The 18,918-nt window shown below is 68.0% G+C and carries 20 protein-coding genes; 8 read left to right on the top strand and 12 right to left on the bottom strand.

Features of this window, described 5'->3' with window-relative positions:
* Positions 1-4: 4 nt before the first annotated feature.
* Entirely contained in the window at positions 5-994 is a 990-nt protein-coding gene (locus ACFPUZ_RS01440) for an LLM class flavin-dependent oxidoreductase (protein WP_376999161.1), read from the top strand.
* Here the strand turns inward: ACFPUZ_RS01440 and ACFPUZ_RS01445 are convergent.
* From ACFPUZ_RS01445 to ACFPUZ_RS01455, 3 genes are read right to left on the bottom strand one after another with little or no spacing between them, the layout of a single operon-like run.
* Complete coding sequence (locus tag ACFPUZ_RS01445) at positions 991-1,350, bottom strand: RNA-binding S4 domain-containing protein (RefSeq protein ID WP_376999163.1); 360 nt, start codon at positions 1,348-1,350, stop codon at positions 991-993. The two genes, ACFPUZ_RS01440 and ACFPUZ_RS01445, sit on opposite strands and share 4 nt — an antisense overlap.
* 2 nt (positions 1,351-1,352) lie before the next feature.
* Positions 1,353-1,586: a hypothetical protein gene (locus tag ACFPUZ_RS01450; protein ID WP_376999165.1), complete on the bottom strand. Its 234-nt coding sequence runs from the start codon at positions 1,584-1,586 to the stop codon at positions 1,353-1,355.
* A 10-nt stretch (positions 1,587-1,596) separates the two neighbouring features.
* Positions 1,597-2,229 carry an IMPACT family protein gene (locus ACFPUZ_RS01455; RefSeq protein WP_376999167.1) on the bottom strand — a complete coding sequence of 211 codons (633 nt, stop codon included), beginning with the start codon at positions 2,227-2,229 and terminating at the stop codon, positions 1,597-1,599.
* A 41-nt stretch (positions 2,230-2,270) separates the two neighbouring features.
* Between ACFPUZ_RS01455 and treZ the strand changes: the two genes are divergently transcribed.
* From treZ to ACFPUZ_RS01470, 3 genes are read left to right on the top strand one after another with little or no spacing between them, the layout of a single operon-like run.
* Positions 2,271-3,989 carry a malto-oligosyltrehalose trehalohydrolase gene (gene treZ / locus ACFPUZ_RS01460; RefSeq protein ID WP_376999169.1) on the top strand — a complete coding sequence of 573 codons (1,719 nt, stop codon included), beginning with the start codon at positions 2,271-2,273 and terminating at the stop codon, positions 3,987-3,989.
* The gene (locus ACFPUZ_RS01465; protein WP_376999171.1) at positions 3,990-4,685 is read left to right on the top strand and encodes an AAA family ATPase; all 696 of its coding nucleotides are present in this window, start codon (positions 3,990-3,992) and stop codon (positions 4,683-4,685) included.
* Positions 4,682-5,389 (top strand): AAA family ATPase, encoded by a 708-nt coding sequence (locus tag ACFPUZ_RS01470; RefSeq protein ID WP_376999173.1) that lies wholly within the window; start codon positions 4,682-4,684, stop codon positions 5,387-5,389. Before ACFPUZ_RS01465 ends, ACFPUZ_RS01470 begins: the two co-directional genes overlap by 4 nt.
* Here the strand turns inward: ACFPUZ_RS01470 and ilvA are convergent.
* A complete protein-coding gene (gene ilvA, locus ACFPUZ_RS01475; protein WP_376999175.1) occupies positions 5,386-6,681 on the bottom strand; it encodes a threonine ammonia-lyase IlvA in 1,296 nt (431 codons plus the stop codon). The genes ACFPUZ_RS01470 and ilvA overlap by 4 nt on opposite strands.
* A 172-nt stretch (positions 6,682-6,853) precedes the next feature.
* Between ilvA and ACFPUZ_RS01480 the strand changes: the two genes are divergently transcribed.
* A complete protein-coding gene (locus ACFPUZ_RS01480; RefSeq protein ID WP_376999177.1) occupies positions 6,854-7,183 on the top strand; it encodes a hypothetical protein in 330 nt (109 codons plus the stop codon).
* A gap of 3 nt (positions 7,184-7,186) precedes the next feature.
* On the opposite strand, the gene ACFPUZ_RS01485 is transcribed toward ACFPUZ_RS01480, so the two are convergent.
* From ACFPUZ_RS01485 to ACFPUZ_RS01500, 4 genes are read right to left on the bottom strand one after another with little or no spacing between them, the layout of a single operon-like run.
* Positions 7,187-8,383, bottom strand: coding sequence for a cobalamin-independent methionine synthase II family protein (locus tag ACFPUZ_RS01485; protein WP_376999179.1), 1,197 nt, complete (start codon positions 8,381-8,383; stop codon positions 7,187-7,189).
* An 18-nt stretch (positions 8,384-8,401) separates the two neighbouring features.
* Positions 8,402-9,175 carry a PhzF family phenazine biosynthesis protein gene (locus tag ACFPUZ_RS01490; RefSeq protein ID WP_376999180.1) on the bottom strand — a complete coding sequence of 258 codons (774 nt, stop codon included), beginning with the start codon at positions 9,173-9,175 and terminating at the stop codon, positions 8,402-8,404.
* Positions 9,172-12,732 carry a DNA polymerase III subunit alpha gene (gene dnaE, locus ACFPUZ_RS01495; RefSeq protein WP_376999182.1) on the bottom strand — a complete coding sequence of 1,187 codons (3,561 nt, stop codon included), beginning with the start codon at positions 12,730-12,732 and terminating at the stop codon, positions 9,172-9,174. The genes ACFPUZ_RS01490 and dnaE overlap by 4 nt, the downstream gene beginning before the upstream one ends.
* A 22-nt stretch (positions 12,733-12,754) precedes the next feature.
* On the bottom strand, positions 12,755-13,195 hold the full coding sequence (locus ACFPUZ_RS01500) for a hypothetical protein (RefSeq protein WP_376999184.1): 441 nt from the start codon (positions 13,193-13,195) through the stop codon (positions 12,755-12,757).
* A 580-nt stretch (positions 13,196-13,775) separates the two neighbouring features.
* Between ACFPUZ_RS01500 and ACFPUZ_RS01505 the strand changes: the two genes are divergently transcribed.
* Both ACFPUZ_RS01505 and rarD read left to right on the top strand, forming a co-directional pair.
* Positions 13,776-14,540 carry a DUF6308 family protein gene (locus ACFPUZ_RS01505; protein ID WP_376999186.1) on the top strand — a complete coding sequence of 255 codons (765 nt, stop codon included), beginning with the start codon at positions 13,776-13,778 and terminating at the stop codon, positions 14,538-14,540.
* A 37-nt stretch (positions 14,541-14,577) separates the two neighbouring features.
* Positions 14,578-15,432 carry an EamA family transporter RarD gene (gene rarD, locus ACFPUZ_RS01510; protein WP_376999188.1) on the top strand — a complete coding sequence of 285 codons (855 nt, stop codon included), beginning with the start codon at positions 14,578-14,580 and terminating at the stop codon, positions 15,430-15,432.
* Here rarD and ACFPUZ_RS01515 read toward each other — a convergent pair.
* The 4 genes from ACFPUZ_RS01515 to lspA are packed head-to-tail and all read right to left on the bottom strand — an operon-like array spanning position 15,392 to position 17,923.
* A complete protein-coding gene (locus ACFPUZ_RS01515; protein ID WP_376999190.1) occupies positions 15,392-15,934 on the bottom strand; it encodes a GNAT family N-acetyltransferase in 543 nt (180 codons plus the stop codon). The two genes, rarD and ACFPUZ_RS01515, sit on opposite strands and share 41 nt — an antisense overlap.
* Positions 15,931-16,491 carry a hypothetical protein gene (locus tag ACFPUZ_RS01520; RefSeq protein ID WP_376999191.1) on the bottom strand — a complete coding sequence of 187 codons (561 nt, stop codon included), beginning with the start codon at positions 16,489-16,491 and terminating at the stop codon, positions 15,931-15,933. The genes ACFPUZ_RS01515 and ACFPUZ_RS01520 overlap by 4 nt, the downstream gene beginning before the upstream one ends.
* Positions 16,488-17,411: an RluA family pseudouridine synthase gene (locus ACFPUZ_RS01525; RefSeq protein WP_376999193.1), complete on the bottom strand. Its 924-nt coding sequence runs from the start codon at positions 17,409-17,411 to the stop codon at positions 16,488-16,490. The genes ACFPUZ_RS01520 and ACFPUZ_RS01525 overlap by 4 nt, the downstream gene beginning before the upstream one ends.
* A complete protein-coding gene (gene lspA, locus ACFPUZ_RS01530) occupies positions 17,408-17,923 on the bottom strand; it encodes a signal peptidase II (protein WP_376999948.1) in 516 nt (171 codons plus the stop codon). Before lspA ends, ACFPUZ_RS01525 begins: the two co-directional genes overlap by 4 nt.
* A gap of 60 nt (positions 17,924-17,983) precedes the next feature.
* Here lspA and ACFPUZ_RS01535 point away from each other — a divergent pair, with 60 nt between their 5' ends.
* The gene (locus ACFPUZ_RS01535; RefSeq protein ID WP_376999194.1) at positions 17,984-18,916 is read left to right on the top strand and encodes a hypothetical protein; all 933 of its coding nucleotides are present in this window, start codon (positions 17,984-17,986) and stop codon (positions 18,914-18,916) included.
* Positions 18,917-18,918 lie beyond the last annotated feature (2 nt).

Raw genomic sequence — 18,918 nt, forward strand, 5'->3', positions numbered from 1 at the left:
CAGCATGAACCCTCACCTCACTTTCGGTCTCGACACCTTCGGTGACGTCAACGGCGTCGCCCCCGACCAGGTTCTGCGCAACGTGGTCGCCGAAGCGGTCGAGGCCGATCGCGTGGGCGTCGATGTCTTCGGCATCGGCGAGCACCACCGCGATGATTACGCCGTCTCCTCCCCCGACATCGTGCTGGCCACCATCGCCGGCCGCACCGAGCGCATCCACCTGACCACCTCCGTCATCGTGCTCTCCTCCGATGACCCGGTGCGCATCATGGAGCGCTTCTCCACCCTCCAGGCCCTGTCCTCGGGCCGCGCCGAAATCACGCTGGGCCGCGGCTCCTTCGTCGAGTCCTTCCCGCTCTTCGGCTACGACCTCGCCGATTACGAGCGCCTCTTCGAGGAGAAGCTCGAGCTCATCCGCGTGCTTCTCGACGCCGCCTCCTCCGGCGAACCCATCGCCTGGGACCGCGGCCCCGCCCACCTGTACCCGCCGCTGGCCGAGGATCTGCCGGTGTGGGTCGCCGTCGGCGGCTCCCCGGAGTCGGTGCTGCGCGCCGCCCGCCACCGCCTGCCGCTCATGCTGGCGATCATCGGCGGATCCGCCCGCCGCTTCCGCCCCTTCGTCGACCTCTACCGCCGGGAAATCCCGAACGGCCCCGTCGGCGTGCACTCCCCCGGGCTCATCGCGCCCACCGACACCGAGGCGCAGGAGCGGCTCTTCGAGCACTGGCTGGCCGCCCACCGCCGCATCGGCGCGGAACGCGGCTGGTCGCAGCCCACGGCCGAGCAGTTCATGGCGGAGGTCCACCACGGCTCGCTCTACGTCGGCTCCCCCGAGACCGTCGCCCGCAAGATCGCGGACACCGTCTCCGCTCTGGAACTGGACCGCTTCACCCTCAAGTACGCCACCGGCCCCATCTCCCACGAGCACAACATGGAGACCATCCGCCTCTACGGCGAGGAGGTCATCCCGCGGGTGCGGGAGCTGCTCGGCTAGAAGCCCCGCAGGCGGTCCAGCTCGCGGCGCTCCCTTTTGGTGGGGCGCCCGGCCCCGCGGTCCCGACGCGGTTGGGAGGCCAGAATCTCCTTCGGCGGGGGCGGCGGGGAATGGTCGAGGTAGCAGGTCCGCGCGACCGGGGCCCCCACCCGCTTGCGCGGGGTCTCCACCACCTCGAGCTGCAGTTCCCGGTGGTTGACCCATGCGCGGACGCGGTCCCCGGGCACCACCTGCTGGGCGGGCTTGACCGCCACCCCGTTGAGTTTCACGTGCCCGGCGCGCACGGCTGCGGCGGCCTCGGAGCGGGTCTTGAAGATCCGCACCGCCCACACCCACACGTCGATACGCACGGACACGGCTAGTAGTTGTCCCGGTGGTTGACGATCTTCTGCACCTTGTTCCAGTTGTAGAAGCCACCGACGACGGCGACGACCAGGCCCAGGACGAGCCAGGTCCAGCTGGTGGCCAGCAGTGCGAGGGCGGCGCCGCCGACGACACCGCCACCGACGGAGAGGGCCGCGTTGCGGGTGTACTTGCGCACGGCCTGCTTGCGAAGTTCGATCGGGTTGTTGGGGCGACGCTGCATTGTCATGCGCCCCATCCTAATACTCGACCCACGCGGTGCCCGCCTCGACGGGGACGACGGCCCCGGCGGTGAGCGCCGCCAGGGTCGACTCGAGGGCCTCCCGCCCGCCGGGCTCGACGGCCAGAGTGTAGGTGACGGCTGCTCCGTACTCGGTGTCGGTGACACTCACGCCCCGCGCCCGCAGGTCCGCCTCCAGCCGCCCGGCCGCGGCGTGGGGAACCTCGATGCGGTAGAGCTCGCGGCTGGCCCGGGTCACGCGCTCCACCTGCGGGAGCAGGTCGCCGACGGACTGGGAGTAGGCGTGGACGAGTCCGCCGGCGCCGAGTTTGATGCCGCCGAACCAGCGGACGACGACCACGGTGGCGTCGAGAAGCTCGGAGCCCTTGAGCACGTCGAGCATGGGCCGACCGGCGGTGCCGGAGGGCTCGCCGTCGTCGGAGGAACGCTCGACGGGGTTGGCGTTCTCCACGTGCAGGACATAGGCGCTGCAGTGGTGGCGGGCGTCGGGGTAGTCGCCGCGGACCTGCGCGATGAAGGCGCGGGCGGCCTGCTCGTCCGGGGTGCGGCGCACGAGGGAGAGGAATCGGGAGCGCTTGACCTCCCATTCGTGGCTCCACGTCTGCTCGGCGGCGGGCAACTGGTACTGCATGGGCTCTGATAGTAGTCGGGCTTTCCGTTAGCCTGGGGTGCATGACTGCGCATGAACCGTTCTCCGTCTGGGCGCCCTTCGCCCAGGATGTCCGCCTCCGACTCGGTGCGGAGGAGGTCGGGATGCGGGGCTTGGCCGGCGGCTGGTGGATCGCGGACCGGGTCGCGGAGCCGGGGATGCGCTACGGCTACGAGCTTTTCGACGGCGAGAACTGGTCCCACACCCTCCCCGACCCGCGCAGCACCTCCCAGCCCGACGGCGTCCACGGCCTCTCCGAGGTCACGGACCCCGCCTTCGGGTGGCAGGCCGCTTGGACGGGCCGGCCGCTGGCGGGGCAGGTCATCTACGAGCTGCACGTGGGGACGTTCACGCCGGAGGGGACGTTTGACGGGGTCGTCGAGAAGCTCGGCTACCTCAAGGACCTGGGGGTCACCGCCATCGAGCTCATGCCCGTCCAGCCTTTCGGCGGGGCGCGCAACTGGGGCTACGACGGGGTCACCTGGCACGCCGTCCACTCTGCTTACGGCGGTCCGGAGGGCCTCAAGCGGCTGGTCGACGCCGCGCACGCCGCCGGGATCGGCGTCATCCTCGACGTGGTGTACAACCACTTCGGCCCCGACGGCAACTACAACGGCATGTTCGGCCCCTACACCGCGGGCGGCTCGACGGGCTGGGGCGAGGTGGTCAACATCTCCGGCCCCCAGTCCGATGAGGTGCGCTCCTTCATCCTCGACGCCGTGCGCCTGTGGCTCGCCGACTACCGCATCGACGGCCTGCGCCTCGACGCCGTCCACTCCCTCGACGACACCGGCGCCTACTCCATCCTCGAGCAGATCCAGGAGGTCGCCGACGACGTCACGGCGCGCACCGGCGTGCCGCGCACCATCATCGCCGAATCCGACCTCAACGACCCCCGCCTCATCACCGAGCGCGCCGGCGGCGGCTACGGGCTGGCCGGGCAGTGGGTCGACGACATCCACCATGCGCTGCACACCATCGTCTCCGGCGAGCGCCACGCCTACTACGAGGACTTCGGCTCCCTCGACGCCCTGGCCAAGACCCTGCGCGGCGGCTTCTTTTTCGACGGCACCTACTCCTCCTACCGCGGCCGCCACCACGGCCGCCCCATCGACGTGGACACGATCCCCGCCCACCGCCTGGTCACCTACACCACCACCCACGACCAGACCGGCAACCGCGCCTCCGGCGATCGGCCCTCGATGAATCTCAGCCCCGCGCAGCAGGTGCTCAAGGCCGCGGTCATCTTCTGCTCGCCCTACACCCCCATGCTGTTCATGGGCGAGGAGTACGGCGCGCAGACCCCCTTCGCCTTCTTCTGCTCGCACACCGACGACAACCTCAACCGTCTGACCTCCGAGGGCCGCAAGCGCGAGTTCGCCCGCTCCGGGTGGGACCACTCCGCGGTGCCCGACCCGGCCGAGCCTGCCACCTTCGAGGCCTCGCAGCTCGACTGGGATTTCACGCCGGAACAGCTGGAGATCCACGCCGCCTACACCGAACTGCTGCGCCTGCGCCGCGAGCTCGGGCTCTCGCGTGCGGACCTCTCCCAGCTCATCGTCGAGACCGGCGACGGCTGGCTGGCCCTGGGCTGGGAGGACGTCATCCTGGTGGCGAACCTTTCGGAGTCCGACGTAGTCGCCCCCTACGGCGGCGAACTCATCTACTCCTTCACCGCGCCGGAAGTCGGCCCCAACGAGACGCGCCTCGGCGCGTGGGACTTCGCGCTCCTGCGCCGGTAGATGTTCCTCCGCGCCGCGCTTCTCGACGCCCCGCCCCATCCCGCCTGGCTGCGGGAGCTGCCGGTCGTGCGTGCCCTGGAGGCCGCGCCACTGGAGTTCACCTCCTCGATCACGGTCATCTCCGGAGAGAACGGAGCCGGGAAATCCACCCTTGTGGAGGCCCTCGCCGTGGCCAGCGGATTCAACCCGGAGGGTGGTTCGCGCCACGCGAGGATGCAGGTGGAGGACAACTCCGTCTCCCCGCTGCACGAGTACCTCACGCTGCGGCGCCACAACGCCCCGGACGGTTTCTTCCTGCGCGGCGAATCCTTCTACAACCTCGCGGATTGGTACGCGCGGCTGGATGATTCCCCGCTGCCCGACCTGCTGGAGATGAGCCACGGTCAGTCCCTCCTGGCCCTCATCGGGCGCCGCTTCCACGGCGGCGGCCTCTTCTTTCTCGACGAGCCCGAGGCCGGCCTGTCGAACCTGCGGCAGCTCGAGGTGCTCGGCAGGTTGTGGCACCTGGCGGATGCGGGCTCGCAGATCATCCTGGCCACCCACTCCCCGATCCTGCTGGCGATCCCCGGCGCGCAGATCCTCGAGATCGACGCCGACGGCATCCACGAGCGTGCCCTCGAGGACACCGAGGCTTTCCGGGCCGCCACCGAATTTGTCGCCGACCCGGTGGGCACCGCCACCTTCCTCACGTCATGAGGAAATACTTCGTCCACGGATACCGGCGCGCGTTCCACCCGCAGGCCCCGGCCTGGGTCGACAACGTCCCGGCCTTCCGGGCGCTGCGCGACGGCCTCAACCTCCGCCAACCAATCACCCTTTTCACCGGCGAGAACGGCGTCGGCAAGTCGACGCTGCTCGAAGGCATCGCGGTGAGCGCAGGTTTCAACGCCCTTGGAGGAGCCTATGGGGAGACCATAACCGGCCGTGAGAACCCGTTGCGCCACGCCGCTACCCTGCTGCGTGGCCCCCGCGCGATGAACGGCCACTTCCTGCGCGCCGAAGCCCACTACGGGGTGTCCAGCCAGTTCAACCTCACCCACGACACTGATCTCTACGCGCTCTCCCACGGCGAGTCCGTCCTCCGCATCGTGCAGGAGAGCTTCCACGGGGCGGGGCTGTTTCTTCTCGACGAGCCCGAGTCCGGCCTCTCCTTCATCCGCCAGATGACGCTGCTCGCGGAGCTGCACCAGATCGCGGAGGCGGGGGCGCAGCTCATCATCGCCACGCACTCTCCCGTACTGCTGGCTCTGCCCGGCGCGCGTATCTACGAGTTCACCGCCGACGGCGGCCTCCTCGAGGGCATCGGCGTGGAGGAGACCACCTCCTACCGGGCGCTGCGGGATTTCCTCGCCGACCCGCACGGTATCGCCGACTACATGCTCGACGTCACCGACGCCTAGGTGTTGACCAGGTACTCGTACTCCGGGGTGTTCGGCTTGAGGTGCTGGCAATCGATGCGCGAGGCGTTCATGCGCTCGAGGAGCGGGTCGAAGTCGCTGGCCCGGCCGAGCTCGAGACCGACGAGCGCCGCACCCGTCTCGCGGTTGTTGCGCTTGAGGTACTCGAAGAGAGTGATGTCGTCGTCGGGTCCGAGGATGTCGTTGAGGAAGTGCCGCAGCTGGCCCGGCTCCTGGGGGAAGTTCACCAGGAAGTAGTGCTTGAGGCCGCGGTGGACCAGGGAGCGTTCCATGATCTCGGCGTAGCGCAGGACGTCGTTGTTGCCCCCGGAGATGATGCACACGACGACGGAGTCGGGCTGCAGTTTCATTTCCTTGAGGCCGGTGACGGACAGCGCGCCCGCGGGCTCGCTGATGATGCCCTCGTTCTGGTAGAGGTCGAGCATCTCGGTGCACACCGCGCCCTCGGAGACGTCCATGACGTGGATGCGGCCCTGGTTGCGTTCGACGATCTCATAGGTGAGGGTGCCGATGCGCTTGACGGCAGCACCGTCCACGAAGGGGTCCACGGAGTCGAGGGTGACGGGGCCTTCGGCGCGCAGTGCGGCCTGCAGGGAGGGGGCGCCGGCCGGTTCGATGCCGACGATGGCGGTGCGCGGCGCCATGTCCGCGAGGTAACTGGCCACTCCGGCCAGCAGACCTGCCCCGCCGACGGGGACGCACACGGTGTCCAGCGACTTACCGATCGAGCTGAGCTGCGTGAGGATCTCCGCCGCCACGGTGCCCTGGCCGATGATGGTGTCACGGCCGTCGAAGGGCTCGATGACGGTGGCGCCGCGCTCGGCGGCGTCCGTGCGGGCGGCCTCGGCGGCTTCGTCGAAGCTGTTGCCGGTGACGACGAGCTCCACCATGTCCCCGCCGTGGACGAGGATGCGGTCCCTCTTCTGCTTGGGCGTCTGCACCGGCACGTAGATCCGCCCGCGGATGCCCATGGTGCGGCAGGCGTAGGCCACGCCCTGCGCGTGGTTGCCGGCGGAGGCGGCGACGATGCCGGCCTCGCGCTGCGAATCATCGAGGTTGGCGATGGCGTAGTACGCGCCGCGGATCTTGTAGGAACGCACGTCCTGGAGGTCCTCCCGCTTGAGGTAGACCTCGCAGCCGGTCTCCTCGGACAGGCGCGGGCAGTACTGCAGCGGGGTGGCGTCGATAATGGAGGAGATCCGGGCCTGCGCCAGCTGAATGTCCGAGGCGCGCACGGGCTCGAAGGTGGTCACGGCAGTCCGGGTGTCACTCATGTCGAAACAGTGTAGTCCTCTCCCCACCGAACACATCCCTCACGGCCAGGTTCACCCATTGTTCATGCGAACTCTTCCGCAAGTTCATCCCTAGCGCCTCATCCTCGCTTGAGACGGACAACACTGCTAAATTCAATCAACGATCGACAATTCAACCTCTAGGAGCCTTCTCGTGATCCGTCGCCGTCTCGCCATCGCCCTGGTCGCCGCCACCAGCCTCACCGCCGCCCTGGTCACCCCCGCCCAGGCTGAGGACACCGAGGGCGCCGCACTGTCCGCCACCTCGTCCCTGTCCTCCACCGACGAGACGATCGAGGGCGTCCCGGGCTGGGCCCAGTCCTCCGTCATCGACGAGGAGACCCAGCTCTACTTCGAGATCATCGGCGCCATTCTCAAGGTCGGCTTCGTGGCCACCCAGGGTGCCGCCATCATCCTCCCCCACGTGCCGGGCGGCACGGATCAGCTCCGCGCCTTCCTCGCACAGTGGGGTATCCGCTACTAAGCGTCAGAACAGTTCCTCGCTGGCGATCCGCGCACCCTCGACGAGGGACTCCAGCTTCGCCCAGGCGATCTGGTGGTTGAGTCGTCCGCCCAGCCCGCAGTCGGTGGAGGCGACGACGTTCTCCGGCCCGACGACCTCCGCGAACTGGATGATGCGGTCGGCCACCAGGCGCGGGTGCTCCACGGCGTTGGTGCTGTGGGAGATCACGCCCGGGTAGATGAGCGAGCCTGCGGGAAGCTGGTGCTCCTGCCACACGCGCCACTCGTGGGCGTGCCGCGGGGAGGCCCCCTCGAAGGAGAAGCCGCCGACCTCGGCGCGCAGGATCTCCTCGATGATGTCCCCGAACTCGACGTCCGTGACGTGCGGGCCGTGCCAGGAACCCCAGCAGATGTGCAGACGGGTCAGCTCGCGGGGGATCTCACGCACCGAGTGGTTGATCGCATCGACGCGGGTACGCAGCCAGTCGCGGTAGTCCTCGAGGGAGGGCTCGGGATTGATCTGGTCCCAGGATTCGGCGAGGTCGGGGGCGTCGAGCTGGACGGTGAAGCCGGCGTCGGTGATCGCCTTGTACTCCTGGGCCATGGCGTCGGCGCACGCCCACACGACCTCGTCGTCGGTGGCGTAGTACTCGTTCTTCAGGCGGGCGGCAGACCCCGGGGACAGGGCCGCGACGAAGCCGTCCCGCGCACCGACGGCATCCATGGCGGTGCGCATGAGGCGGACATCGGCGTCGACCTCATCCTGGCCGATGTAGGTGATGGGTCCGGTGAACTTGGGGTTTCCCACCTTGGCGCGCCCAGCGAAGATGCCGGACTCCGGGTCCTCGTAGGCCTCGTTGAACAGGGCGCGGTCCCGGCGGTCGGAGAACGCGGTGAGCTTGATGTTGCCCGGGGTGGAGCGCACGGCCTCCTGGCTGGCCCAGCGGTCCTCGTCGGTCATGGTGAGGCCGCCGAGGCGGGTGAAGGAGTAGTTCCACCAGGCGCCGTAGTCGACGGCCCCGGAGGTGATGTGCCCGTACTCGCCTTCGTTGATGATGTCGATGCCCATGTCCACCTGGCGGCGGACGACCTCATCGACGGCAGTCTGGAGAATCCCGTGGAACTCCTCGTCGGAGCGTTCGGCGCGGCGGAGGTTGGCGTCGAGAAGTTCAGGGGTGCGCGGCAGGGAGCCGACGTGGGTGGTCCGGATCTTGTTGGTCATGGTCCAGATGGTAATACATTATCTTGCTTCGCCCACGAAACAGGTGAGCGTCGCGCCCCCGATCCACACCTGGTCACCGGCCCTGCTCACCGCCACGCGACCCGTCCCCTGGGTCGCGGTGTAATCCCGGTCGATCTTGCCCGTGCGGTAGAACCACTGCGCCACTGAGGCGTTGAGGCTGCCGGTGACGGGGTCCTCGATGCCGTCGAAAAGCGCGCGCACCTCGAGGTCACCGTCCGGGTACTGCCCGACGAGGCCCAGCTTGAGGTCGCCGAGCACGGCCCAGTCCGGGTCGACGGCCCGCACCGCCTGCGGGTCCGCCAGCTGCACGGCCGCCCAACCGGGGCCGTTGTCCACCCACTGATGGTCGAGGATGTCACTACCAATCGCCGCGCGGACGCGCGCGAGGGTCTCCGGCTCGAGCGGACCGCTGCGCAACGTCGGGGGTGCGGCGAAGGCCAGCTCCGCACCGACCCGGACCGTGATGAGCCCGGCGGCACACTCCTGGATGATCGTGGGCTTGTCGATACCTTCGTACTCCCGCCACGCGTGCGCCGTCCCGAGCGTGGGGTGTCCGGCGAAGGGCAGCTCGCCGAAGGGCGTGAAGATGCGCACCCGGTAATCGGCCTCGGGACGGGTGGGGGCGAGCACGAAGGTGGTCTCGGAGAGGTTCGTCCAGCGGGCGATCTCCTGCATGCGGCGCTCGCTGAGATGGTCGGCGTCGAGAAGCACGGCGACCGGATTGCCCCGGTAGGGGCTGGCGGAGAAGACGTCGACCTGCGCGAACCTCATCCGAGAATGCCTGCGCCGAGGGTGGCCTTGAGGTCACCCATGAGGGAGGCGGAACGGTCGACCCGCAGGTGCTCGCCGAGGATCATCATGGTCGAATCCTCTCCGTTGACCAGCTTGAGGTAGACATCGGAATCGCCCTTGTTCGCCGCGAGGACCTCCTTGAGGCGACCGATCGTCTCCATGGTGCACTGGTCGGTGCGCATGGTCAGTCGCAGCGGCAGGCCGGCACCGTTGCCGGGGCCGAGCTCAGGGACCTTGAGATCGTCGCAGAACAGGGACATGCGGTCGTCACGGATGGACACGTGCGCCTTGGCCAGGATGATGTTGTCCTCCACGATCGAGGAGCTGACCAGCGCATACACCTTGTTGAACACGAGGAGTTCCACCTGCGCGCCGTTGTGGTCCTCGATGGTGACGATCGCCCACGGGGAGCCGTCCTTCTTGGAGAAGCGCCGGTCGACCGCGGAGATGATGCCGCCGATGAGCACCTCCGCGCCGTGACGCATCTCCCCACCCAGGATGGTGGTCAGGGCCGTGTCGGTCTGGGCCTCGAGGGCCTCCTCGTAGCCGTCGAGCGGGTGGCCGGAGACATAGAGCCCGAGCATCTCCCGCTCGAGGGCGAGCTCGTGCTTGCGGTCCCAGGAATCCTCCGGCACCTCGATGGTGAAGACACTCGCGGCCGCCGCATCCTCGCCCCCGAAACCGGCGAAGAGGTCGAACTGCCCCTTGTCGGCGGCCTTCTTCGTGGCCAGGACGGAATCCACGGCGTCCTCGTGGATGAGCATGAGCCCCTTGCGGGGATGCCCGAGCGAATCGAAGGCCCCTCCCTTGATGAGCGATTCGGTGATGCGCTTGTTGCAGGGCAGCAGGTCGATCTTCTCCAGGTAGTCGGAGAAGGTGGCGAATGTCCCCTTCGTACGTCGCGTCTCGACGATCGACTCGACCACCTCGGCACCGACGTTACGGATCGCACCCAGCCCGAAGCGGATGTCCTCACCGACGGCGACGAAGTCATTCTCCGACTCGTTGACGTCCGGGGGCAGCACCTTGAGCCCGAGGTGGCGGCAGTCCGCCAGGTAGATCGCCGACTTGTCCTTCTTGTCCGCCACGGAGGTGAGCAGGGCGGCCATGTACTCGGGCGCGTAGTGGGCCTTGAGGTAAGCCGTCCAGAAGGACACCAGCCCGTAGCCCGCGGCGTGCGACTTGTTGAAGGCGTAGGAGGCGAACGGGAGGATCGTGTCCCACAGCGCCTTGATGGCCTCCTTGCCGAAACCGTTGGAGATCATGCCCTCGGAGAACTTCGCGTACTCCTTCTCCAGGACCTCCGCCTTCTTCTTGCCCATCGCCTTACGGAAGCCGTCGGCTTCACCGGCCGTGTAGTTCGCCAGCTTCTGCGCGATGCGCATGATCTGCTCCTGGTACACGATGAGGCCGTAGGTCTCCTCGAGGATGTCCTCCAGTGCCTCGCCGAGTTCCGGGTGGATCGGCTCGATGGGCTTGCGGCCGTTCTTGCGGTCCGCGTAGTCGAGGTGGGCGTTGACACCCATCGGGCCCGGTCGGTACAGCGCCAGGGAGGCGACGATGTCGTTGAAGCCGGTGGGCTGCATGCGCTTGAGCAGCTCCTGCATGCCGCCGGAGTCCAGCTGGAAGACTCCGAGGGTGGAACCGCGGCCCAGGAGTTCGTAGGTCTCGGGGTCCTCGACCGCCAGGTTCTCCAGGTCGAGGTCGATTCCACGGTTCTTCTTGATGTTCGCCAGGGCGTCACCGATGACGGTGAGGTTGCGCAGACCCAGGAAGTCCATCTTCAGCAGGCCGATGTTCTCACACGCCGGGTAGTCCCAGCCGGTGATGAGCGCCCCGTCGGCAGGTCGCTTCCACATGGGCACGTGGTCCAACAGCGGGACGGACGCCATGATCACCGCGCAGGCGTGGACGCCGGCCTGGCGGACGACGCCCTCGAGGCCGCGGGCCGTCTCGTAGATCTTGCGCACGTCCGGGTCGGTCTCGATGAGGGTGCGCACCGCGCCCGCCTCGTTGTAACGGTCGTGCGAGGGGTCGGTGATGCCGGACAGCGGGATGTCCTTCGCCATGATCGGCGGCGGCAGTTCCTTGGTGATGCGGTCGGCCATCTGGTAGCCGGGCTGCCCGAACTGCACGCGGGCGGAGTCCTTGAGCGCCTGCTTCGTCTTCACCGTGCCGAAGGTGATCACCTGGGCGATCTTGTCCTCGCCCCAGCGCTCCGCGGCGTAGCGGATCATCTCGCCGCGGCGGCGGTCATCGAAGTCGATATCGATATCGGGTGCCGACGGTCGCTCGGGGTTGAGGAAGCGCTCGAAGAGCAGGCCGTGCTCCATCGGGTCGATGTTGGTGATCGTCAGCGCGTAGGCCACGAGCGCACCGGCGGCCGAACCACGGCCCGGGCCCACCCAGATGCCGATCGAGCGGGCGTGCTTGATGATCTCGGCGACGATGAGGAAGTACGAGGGGTACCCCTTCATGTCGATGACCTCGATCTCGTAGTTCGCGCGATCGATGTAGTCCTGCGGGACCTCGCCGCCGTTGAAGCGCTCGCGCAGACCCTCCATCACCTCGTGGTGGAGCCAGGTGGTCGGGGTGTGGCCGTCGGGCACGTCGGCGATGGGCATGCGGTCGTGCGGATGGGACTCCCAGATCTCCCCGTAGTCCTGCACCCGCTCGGCGATGAGCAGGGTGTTGTCGCAACCGGTGGGCACGACGTCGTCGAAAAGCGAACGCATTTCGGCGGCGGTCTTGATGTAGTAGCCGGTGCCGTCGAACTTGAAACGGTCCGGATCGTTCATCGTCTTGCCGGTCTGCACGCACAGCATCGCCTCGTGCGCCTGGGCCTGGGATTCGAGGACGTAGTGGCAGTCGTTGGTCACCAGCGGCGGCAGGTCGAGCTTCTGGCCGATCTCCAGCAGCTCCCGGCGCACGCGCTGCTCGATGTGCAGGCCGTGGTCCATGAGCTCGAGGAAGTAGTTCTCCTTACCGTAGATGTCCTGCCACATGGCGGCGGCCTCCAGCGCCTGGTCGAACTGGCCCAGTCGCAGGCGGGTCTGCACGTCACCGGAGGGGCAGCCGGTGGTGGCGATGATGCCGTCGGCACGCTCGGCGATGAGCTCCGCGTCCATGCGCGGCCACTTGCCCAGCTGGCCCTCGTAGGAGGCCATCGAGGACAGGTAGAAGAGGTTCTTCAGGCCGGTCGCGTTCTCCGCGATCATCGTCTGGTGCAGGTAGGCGCCGGAAGCGGAGACGTCGTCGGACTTCTGGTGCGGCTCACCCCAGCGCACGCGGTTCTTGTTGAAGCGGCTCTCCGGCGCGAGATACGCCTCGATGCCGATGATCGGCTTGATGTCCGCCTTCGTCATCGCCCGGTAGAAGGCGTCGGAGCCGAACATATTGCCGTGGTCGGTGATACCCACCGCCGGCATGCCCTGCCGCTTAACCTCCTCGGCGAGCATGTCGATCTTCGCCATCCCGTCGAGCATGGAGAACTCGGTGTGGTTGTGGATGTGGACGAAGGAGGAGTTCTTGGCCATGGATGAGAGTGTATCGAGTCGGTCAAATACGGGTGCGGGGGTCGACGACCAGCAGGTTCGAGACATCGAGGGACGTGACCTGCGCCAGGTGGTCAACGGTCCCCCACACCAGGCCCTCGAGCACCCGGGGCACAGCGACGTCCCGGACCGTGCAGTTGCTCTGAAATTGGCGGTCCTGCCCGTCACCGACCAGGAGGTCTGCGTCGGAGAGGCCGGGGTCGTCGCATTGTTCGCCAGTGACGGTGAGGTCCGCCTCCCACAGTCCGAGCTCGTCCACGCTCTTCCCGCGGTGCCCCTCCAGCTCGCTGTGGACCTCAGACTCGAGGACGCTGCTCAACCCGGAAGCGGTGGTGCGCACCCAGTTGAGGTCGTCGCTGAGTGGTTCCCGGATCCGGAAGGGGTCCGGTCCGGGGTATCCCTCGGGCACCAGTTCGATCATCCGCCCGTAATGGAACTGTGCCATCACCGTGGCACGCAATCCCGCCGTACCCCGGCGGAACTTGCGGACGACGATCACCCTGTGGTCCGGCCGGTTCGACACACTCTCAGGGAGACAGATCTCCAGATGCAGGTCGACAAGTGACGTCCACGGGGAGAATGACGAGGAGTCCGTGACCGTCATCCCTCGCGCGCTGTCGTAGTTCGCGGAGGTTCGCGAGGGACTCCCCCTCCATCTCGCTGATGCTGTCCACCACCAGCAGGTCAACGGGACCAGGTTCGAGCGGCGTGGATGACAGTATGTCGATGAGACGCCGGTGGCGTTGTCTCTCCGCCTCCGCGATCTGCTCGGCCCGGACCGCAGTGAGAGCGGACACGATCCTGTTCTCCGCCACCTCTCTGACATTCTGCAGATCGGAATAGGTGACGCGCTGACCACCGCCACGGACCGGACGAAGGTACTCGTCCCCACACGGTCGCGGAGTTGGTTGAAACCCCAGATGACATCACTCATGGCAGCGCTCCTCCTTCTCCTGGCACCCATGCTAGCGGCTGCTACTGACAGACCGCCCAACTCCACCACCCTGTTCGATTAGGCTCAGGCCATGACCCGATCCACCTCCTGGGCCGCTGCTTTCGACGACGTCGGCTGGAAGCTCCCGGAGATTCTCACCGTCGATGCCACGGCCCGGGCCGTCGAGCACCTCAAAAGCTACATGCGCCATGTTGAGCACAAGGGGCCTGAATACTCCGGTTCCTGGTTCCACCGGCTGGGCGGGGGCGGTGACAGGGAGGACATAGAGAATGTCATCACCTCCGATGATCTGGTCTCTCTGAACACACTGAATGCGAGAGCGGGAGGACAGGAAGCGATCGCACTGCTCACGGATTTGAGCGACTGGGATCGCCCGGAGGGACCACTTGATAGGACAGTGCGGGACTCAACCAGTCACCGCCTCCCCATCAATCCTGACCAGGTCACTTCGATTCCGCGGCAGATCGGGACAGATCTGCGCCTAGAGGACCTCACCGAGGATGAGTTCGCACGTTTCCAGGCTCTCTGGGATGATCTCTTCTGGTCGCTGCGCCGGAAGAAGTTCGGTCCCGTGGCGGTGTTCAAGCTCTGTGCACGCAAGCGGCCCCACCTCATCCCGATCTACGACACGTATGTAAAGATGCAGCTCGGCATCAAGAATCCTCAGGATTTCACCGCCCATCTGTACCACGTCCTCCGCCACGATGACGGCGCTTTCGCCCGTCACCTGGCTGGCATTCGCTCACAGGTCGACGAGGCCGCCGATCTCAGCCTCATCCGCATCTTCGACATCGTGGTGTGGCGTGAGCAGGAGCAACGCGGGAAGCACACCTGACACCCAAAAGATCACACCTTGAGGGTAGGATCCTCGCATGATCTACGGTCTGCTCGCCTACCTGCTGTGGGGGCTGTTCCCGGCGTTCTTCCCGCTGCTGCTTCCGGCGGGCCCGGTGGAGATTCTCGCGCACCGCATCGTGTGGACGGCCGTCACCATGTCCCTCCTGCTCACCGTGGTCCGGGGCTGGGGGCAGCTGCGGCGGGCGTCGCGACGCACGTGGGGGCTGCTCGTGGCGGCCGGCCTGCTCATCTCGGGCAACTGGGGCATCTACGTCATGGCCGTGAACACCGGGCACGTCGCGGATGCGGCGCTGGGTTACTTCATCAACCCGCTGCTCTCGGTGCTGCTCGGGGTGGTCTTCCTCCGGGAGAGGCTCAACCGTTTCCAGACCCTCGCGGTCGTCGTCGCCGCCCTCGGCGTGCTGCAGCTGACCTTCCTCTCCGGCCAGGCGCCGGTCATGGCGCTGGGGATGGCGATCACCTTCGCGTTCTACGGGCTGGTGAAGAAGCAGGTCCAGGTCTCCCCCACGGCCTCGCTGACGGCGGAGACGCTGCTCGTCGCGCCGTTGGCACTCCTCTACCTGCTGTCCATCGACGGCACCTTCCTCACGGAGGGTCCCTCCCACACGGCGCTGCTCCTGGTGTCCGGGCTCGTCACCACGCTGCCACTGCTGCTGTTCGGCATGGCGGCGAAGCGCCTGCCGCTGTCCACCATCGGCATGATCCAGTACCTGACGCCGACGATGCAGATGTTGTGGGCGCTGTTCGTGACCCAGGAGTATCTGTCCCCGGCGCGGTGGGTCGGGTTCATCATCATCTGGATCGCCGTGGCGATCTACGTCGCTGACCTCATGAAGCGGTCTCGAGCCAGAACTGGCACATCGGGGTAGTCACCCCGTGGGAACGGGCGAACTCGTCCACGGGGCGGACGTGCTCGAGCACGCCCCCGCAGGCCCGGATGACGCTTATCGACGCCGCGTTGTCTACCCGGCAGCACAGCAGCACCCGGTGCAGTCCCAGGTCGTAGGCCACGGTGAGCACCTCCCGCAGCGCCTCCCGTGCCAGGCCCCGGCCGCGGGCCGAGGGGCGCACGCCGTAGCCGATGTGGCCGTAGAGCTCCGCGAGGGCCGGGCTGTTGATGGTGTGGCGCAGCTGGATGGCGCCGAGGTATTCGTCGCCTTCGACCATCCAGAAGTTGCTGTCGGCGACGTAGCCCTCGGGGACCACGTCGGAGTTCAAGCGCTCCACCCAGGTGGCGAAGTCGGCCGGATCACGCAGGTCGAGATCGCGGGCCCAGTGGGTGGCGGCACCGTCCTGGTCGAGGGTCCCCCACTCCTCCCAGGCGCGCAGCCAGGAGTCGTGGAGGGCGACGGTGGGGGCGATGAGTTTCATGTGGCGGGCACCTCCACGGGTCGGACCCCGAAGCGGCCCCACGCGGCATCGGCCGGCAGTACCTCGATGGTGGCGATATCGGGTTTCTCCGAGAGGGTCCGCAGGACTTCTCCGTTGTCGCGGATGACGGCAGCGTCGATACGCTCCGGGACGGGGACGTTGCCGATGCCCGCCAACGACGACCCGATGCGGTCGAGCTCGCGTTGGAAGACATCCGCGCGGTCCGCGCCGACGATCGGCTCCGGCAGCGGGAAGGGCGCGGCCATCTCGATGACCATCGCGTTGACGCGCTCGACGTTCGCCAGGGCTTCGCCGGCCTCCTCCGGGGTGAGTCCGTGGGTGAAGGTCACGAGGGCGTAGGCGGGCTGGTCGGCGGGGGCCTCGAGAAGCGATCGGCTGGCGCGTTCGGAGTAGGCGTGGAAGCTTTCCCCGGACTCGGTGCCCAGCATGTCGCCCTGCGGGGGCACGGGTTTGTGGGTGGCGTCGTCGAAGAAGGCGAGCACCAGGACGCCGAGGAGTCCCACGACGGCCAGGGCGGCGAGGCTGCGGCGGATCATCCGCGGATCACCTCCAGGGCGTGGGCCAGATCGGCCGGGTAGGGGGCCTCGATCTCCATCCACTCGCCGCTGCCGGGGTGCTGGAAGCCGAGGCGGACGGCGTGCAGCCACTGGCGGATGAGGCCGAGGCGCTCGGAGAGCCCCGGATCGGAGCCGTACATGGGATCACCGACGCAGGGGTGCCCGATGGCGGACATGTGCACGCGGATCTGGTGCGTGCGCCCGGTCTCGAGGTTGACCTCCAGCAGCGTGGCCTCCCGGAAGGCCTCGATGGTCTCGTAGTGGGTGACCGCCGGCTTGCCGTCGGTGGTCACCGCGAAACGCCAGCCGGCGGAGGGGTGCCGGCCGATGGGGGCGTCGATGGTGCCGGTGAAGGGATCGGGGTGGCCCTGGACGAGGGCGTGGTAGACCTTCTTCACCGTGCGGTCGCGGAAGGCGTTCTTGAGCACGGTGTACGCGCGCTCGGAGGCCGCGACGACCATGACGCCGGAGGTGCCGACATCGAGGCGCTGGACGATGCCCTTGCGCTCCGGCGGACCGGAGGTGGAGATACGGAAGCCCGCGGCCGCCAGGCCACCGACCACCGTGGGGCCCTCCCAGCCGACGGTCGGGTGCGCCGCCACGCCCACCGGCTTGTGCACGGCGATGATGTCGCTGTCGGCGTAGAGGATGTCCATGCCCTCGACCGGCTCCTCCCGCGGAGTGAGGTCCGGGGCTGCCGGGAGGGTCACCTCCAGCCAGGCGCCCTCGTGGAGGCGGTCGGACTTGCCCACCGCGGCTCCGTCGACGAGCACGTCGCCGTCGGTGGCCAGCTCGGCCGCGACGGTGCGGGAGATGCCGAGGAGCTTGGACAGGGCGGCGTCGACACGCATGCCGGCCAGGCCCTCGGGGACGGGGAGGTTACGCGTTTCGCGGCTCATGCGGCCACCGCCTTGGTGCGCCGCTCCTCGACGAACATCGCGACGACGAAGACCACCACGCCGACGGAGATCGCCGAGTCCGCGATGTTGAACACCGCGAAGCGGCCCACGGAGATGAAGTCGACGACATGCCCGAACCAGAAGCCCGGGTCCCGGAAGAGCCGGTCGAGGAGGTTGCCCAGGGCGCCGCCGGCGATGAGCGCCAGGCCGGCAGCCTGGCCGCGGTCCCGGATACGCGGCGCGGCGATGGCGATACCGACGACGAAGACCAGCTGGATGGTGGTGAACAACCAGGTGGAGTTCTCCCCCATCGAGAACGCCGCGCCCGGGTTGAACAGCAGGAGGAGACGGAACCAGTCCCCGATGAGCGGCACCGGCACCCCCGGTTCCAGGCGGGCCAGCACGAGCGCCTTGGTGGCCTGGTCGACGGCCGCCACCGCGAGGATGATCACCGCCATGAAGGTGACGTTGCGTCCACTGGGTCCCGATACTCGCGTGCTCACGCGGTCCATCATTCCCCACCACGGCCTTTCGGGTCCACCCGGTGCCTGGCCTGCGGTAGCGTGGAACGGGTGTTGTTCCGACATTTCCCCCGCGCCTTCGCCGCCGTAGTCACCGCCACGGCCTTGACTCTCTCCGCCTGCACCTCCGAGGAGACCGGCCCGGAGACCGAGGCCGCGGTCGGCCTGCCCGTCGACGCCGCGCGCGTCACCGTGCAGACCCCGGGGACTGCGGAGCGGGTCCTCACCTACGCCTCCTCCGGGGAGCAGTCCGTGACGGTGGAGGTGGCGGACGGTTTCAACCAGCTGCTCATGCAGGCGGATTCGGTGGACGTGCAGGCGCCCGCGGGCGGGGACGTCACCCGTCTCACCCTGCCGCTCACCGGCACCACCGAGGGTGCCTCCGAGCCGGCCGAGGGCGAGCGCGAGGCCACCCGCGACGTCGAATTCAGCGTGGGCCAGCCCTCACCCGACAACCTGGAGCTGGTCGACGACGTCCGCTCGGCCGAGGGTTTCCGCCTCGGGTGGCGGGGCGAGGATGACGGCCAGGTGTCCACCGTGCGCCTCGCCGCTCCGACGGGCGCCACCGACGAGGGCCGCGCCCTGGTCGAAAAGGCCCTCATGAAGGTGCTCAGCCTGCCGGTCATCTTCCCGGCGGAGGCCGTCGGCGTGGGCGCGACCTGGTCCGTGGACACGCGCGTCACCGGCGAATCCACACTGCTGCAGACCGCGACGTACACCATCACCGGGATCGCCGGAGACCGCGTCACCCTCGACGTCGATGTGCAGCAGCGCCCCGCCCTCGGCGCCCTGACCATGGAGGACGGCCAGCCCCTCAACGTGCTCAACTCCAACACCACGAGCGAAGGCTCGCTCACCGTCGACCTGGGCCACGCCCTGCCTGTCGACGGGCGCGTCTCGTACACCACCCGCGTCGTCTACGGCGGCGCTGATTCCGACGTCCGCGTGGTGCAGGACTCCACGACGTCGCTGTCCTTCAGTTAGGA

Origin of the sequence: Corynebacterium nasicanis, from assembly GCF_042658165.1 — a bacterium.
GTDB lineage: Bacteria > Actinomycetota > Actinomycetes > Mycobacteriales > Mycobacteriaceae > Corynebacterium > Corynebacterium nasicanis.

What these genes read in the sequence shown, in the direction of transcription:
- ACFPUZ_RS01440 (WP_376999161.1), top strand. Translation starts at nt 5, where the DNA reads ATGAACCCTCACCTCACTTTCGGTCTCGACACCTTCGGTGACGTCAAC.
- ACFPUZ_RS01450 (WP_376999165.1), bottom strand. Translation starts at nt 1,586, where the DNA reads ATGACAATGCAGCGTCGCCCCAACAACCCGATCGAACTTCGCAAGCAG.
- ACFPUZ_RS01455 (WP_376999167.1), bottom strand. Translation starts at nt 2,229, where the DNA reads ATGCAGTACCAGTTGCCCGCCGCCGAGCAGACGTGGAGCCACGAATGG.
- treZ (WP_376999169.1), top strand. Translation starts at nt 2,271, where the DNA reads ATGACTGCGCATGAACCGTTCTCCGTCTGGGCGCCCTTCGCCCAGGAT.
- ACFPUZ_RS01465 (WP_376999171.1), top strand. Translation starts at nt 3,990, where the DNA reads ATGTTCCTCCGCGCCGCGCTTCTCGACGCCCCGCCCCATCCCGCCTGG.
- ACFPUZ_RS01470 (WP_376999173.1), top strand. Translation starts at nt 4,682, where the DNA reads ATGAGGAAATACTTCGTCCACGGATACCGGCGCGCGTTCCACCCGCAG.
- ilvA (WP_376999175.1), bottom strand. Translation starts at nt 6,681, where the DNA reads ATGAGTGACACCCGGACTGCCGTGACCACCTTCGAGCCCGTGCGCGCC.
- ACFPUZ_RS01485 (WP_376999179.1), bottom strand. Translation starts at nt 8,383, where the DNA reads ATGACCAACAAGATCCGGACCACCCACGTCGGCTCCCTGCCGCGCACC.
- ACFPUZ_RS01490 (WP_376999180.1), bottom strand. Translation starts at nt 9,175, where the DNA reads ATGAGGTTCGCGCAGGTCGACGTCTTCTCCGCCAGCCCCTACCGGGGC.
- dnaE (WP_376999182.1), bottom strand. Translation starts at nt 12,732, where the DNA reads ATGGCCAAGAACTCCTCCTTCGTCCACATCCACAACCACACCGAGTTC.
- ACFPUZ_RS01500 (WP_376999184.1), bottom strand. Translation starts at nt 13,195, where the DNA reads ATGGCACAGTTCCATTACGGGCGGATGATCGAACTGGTGCCCGAGGGA.
- ACFPUZ_RS01505 (WP_376999186.1), top strand. Translation starts at nt 13,776, where the DNA reads ATGACCCGATCCACCTCCTGGGCCGCTGCTTTCGACGACGTCGGCTGG.
- rarD (WP_376999188.1), top strand. Translation starts at nt 14,578, where the DNA reads ATGATCTACGGTCTGCTCGCCTACCTGCTGTGGGGGCTGTTCCCGGCG.
- ACFPUZ_RS01515 (WP_376999190.1), bottom strand. Translation starts at nt 15,934, where the DNA reads ATGAAACTCATCGCCCCCACCGTCGCCCTCCACGACTCCTGGCTGCGC.
- ACFPUZ_RS01520 (WP_376999191.1), bottom strand. Translation starts at nt 16,491, where the DNA reads ATGATCCGCCGCAGCCTCGCCGCCCTGGCCGTCGTGGGACTCCTCGGC.
- ACFPUZ_RS01525 (WP_376999193.1), bottom strand. Translation starts at nt 17,411, where the DNA reads ATGAGCCGCGAAACGCGTAACCTCCCCGTCCCCGAGGGCCTGGCCGGC.
- lspA (WP_376999948.1), bottom strand. Translation starts at nt 17,923, where the DNA reads ATGGACCGCGTGAGCACGCGAGTATCGGGACCCAGTGGACGCAACGTC.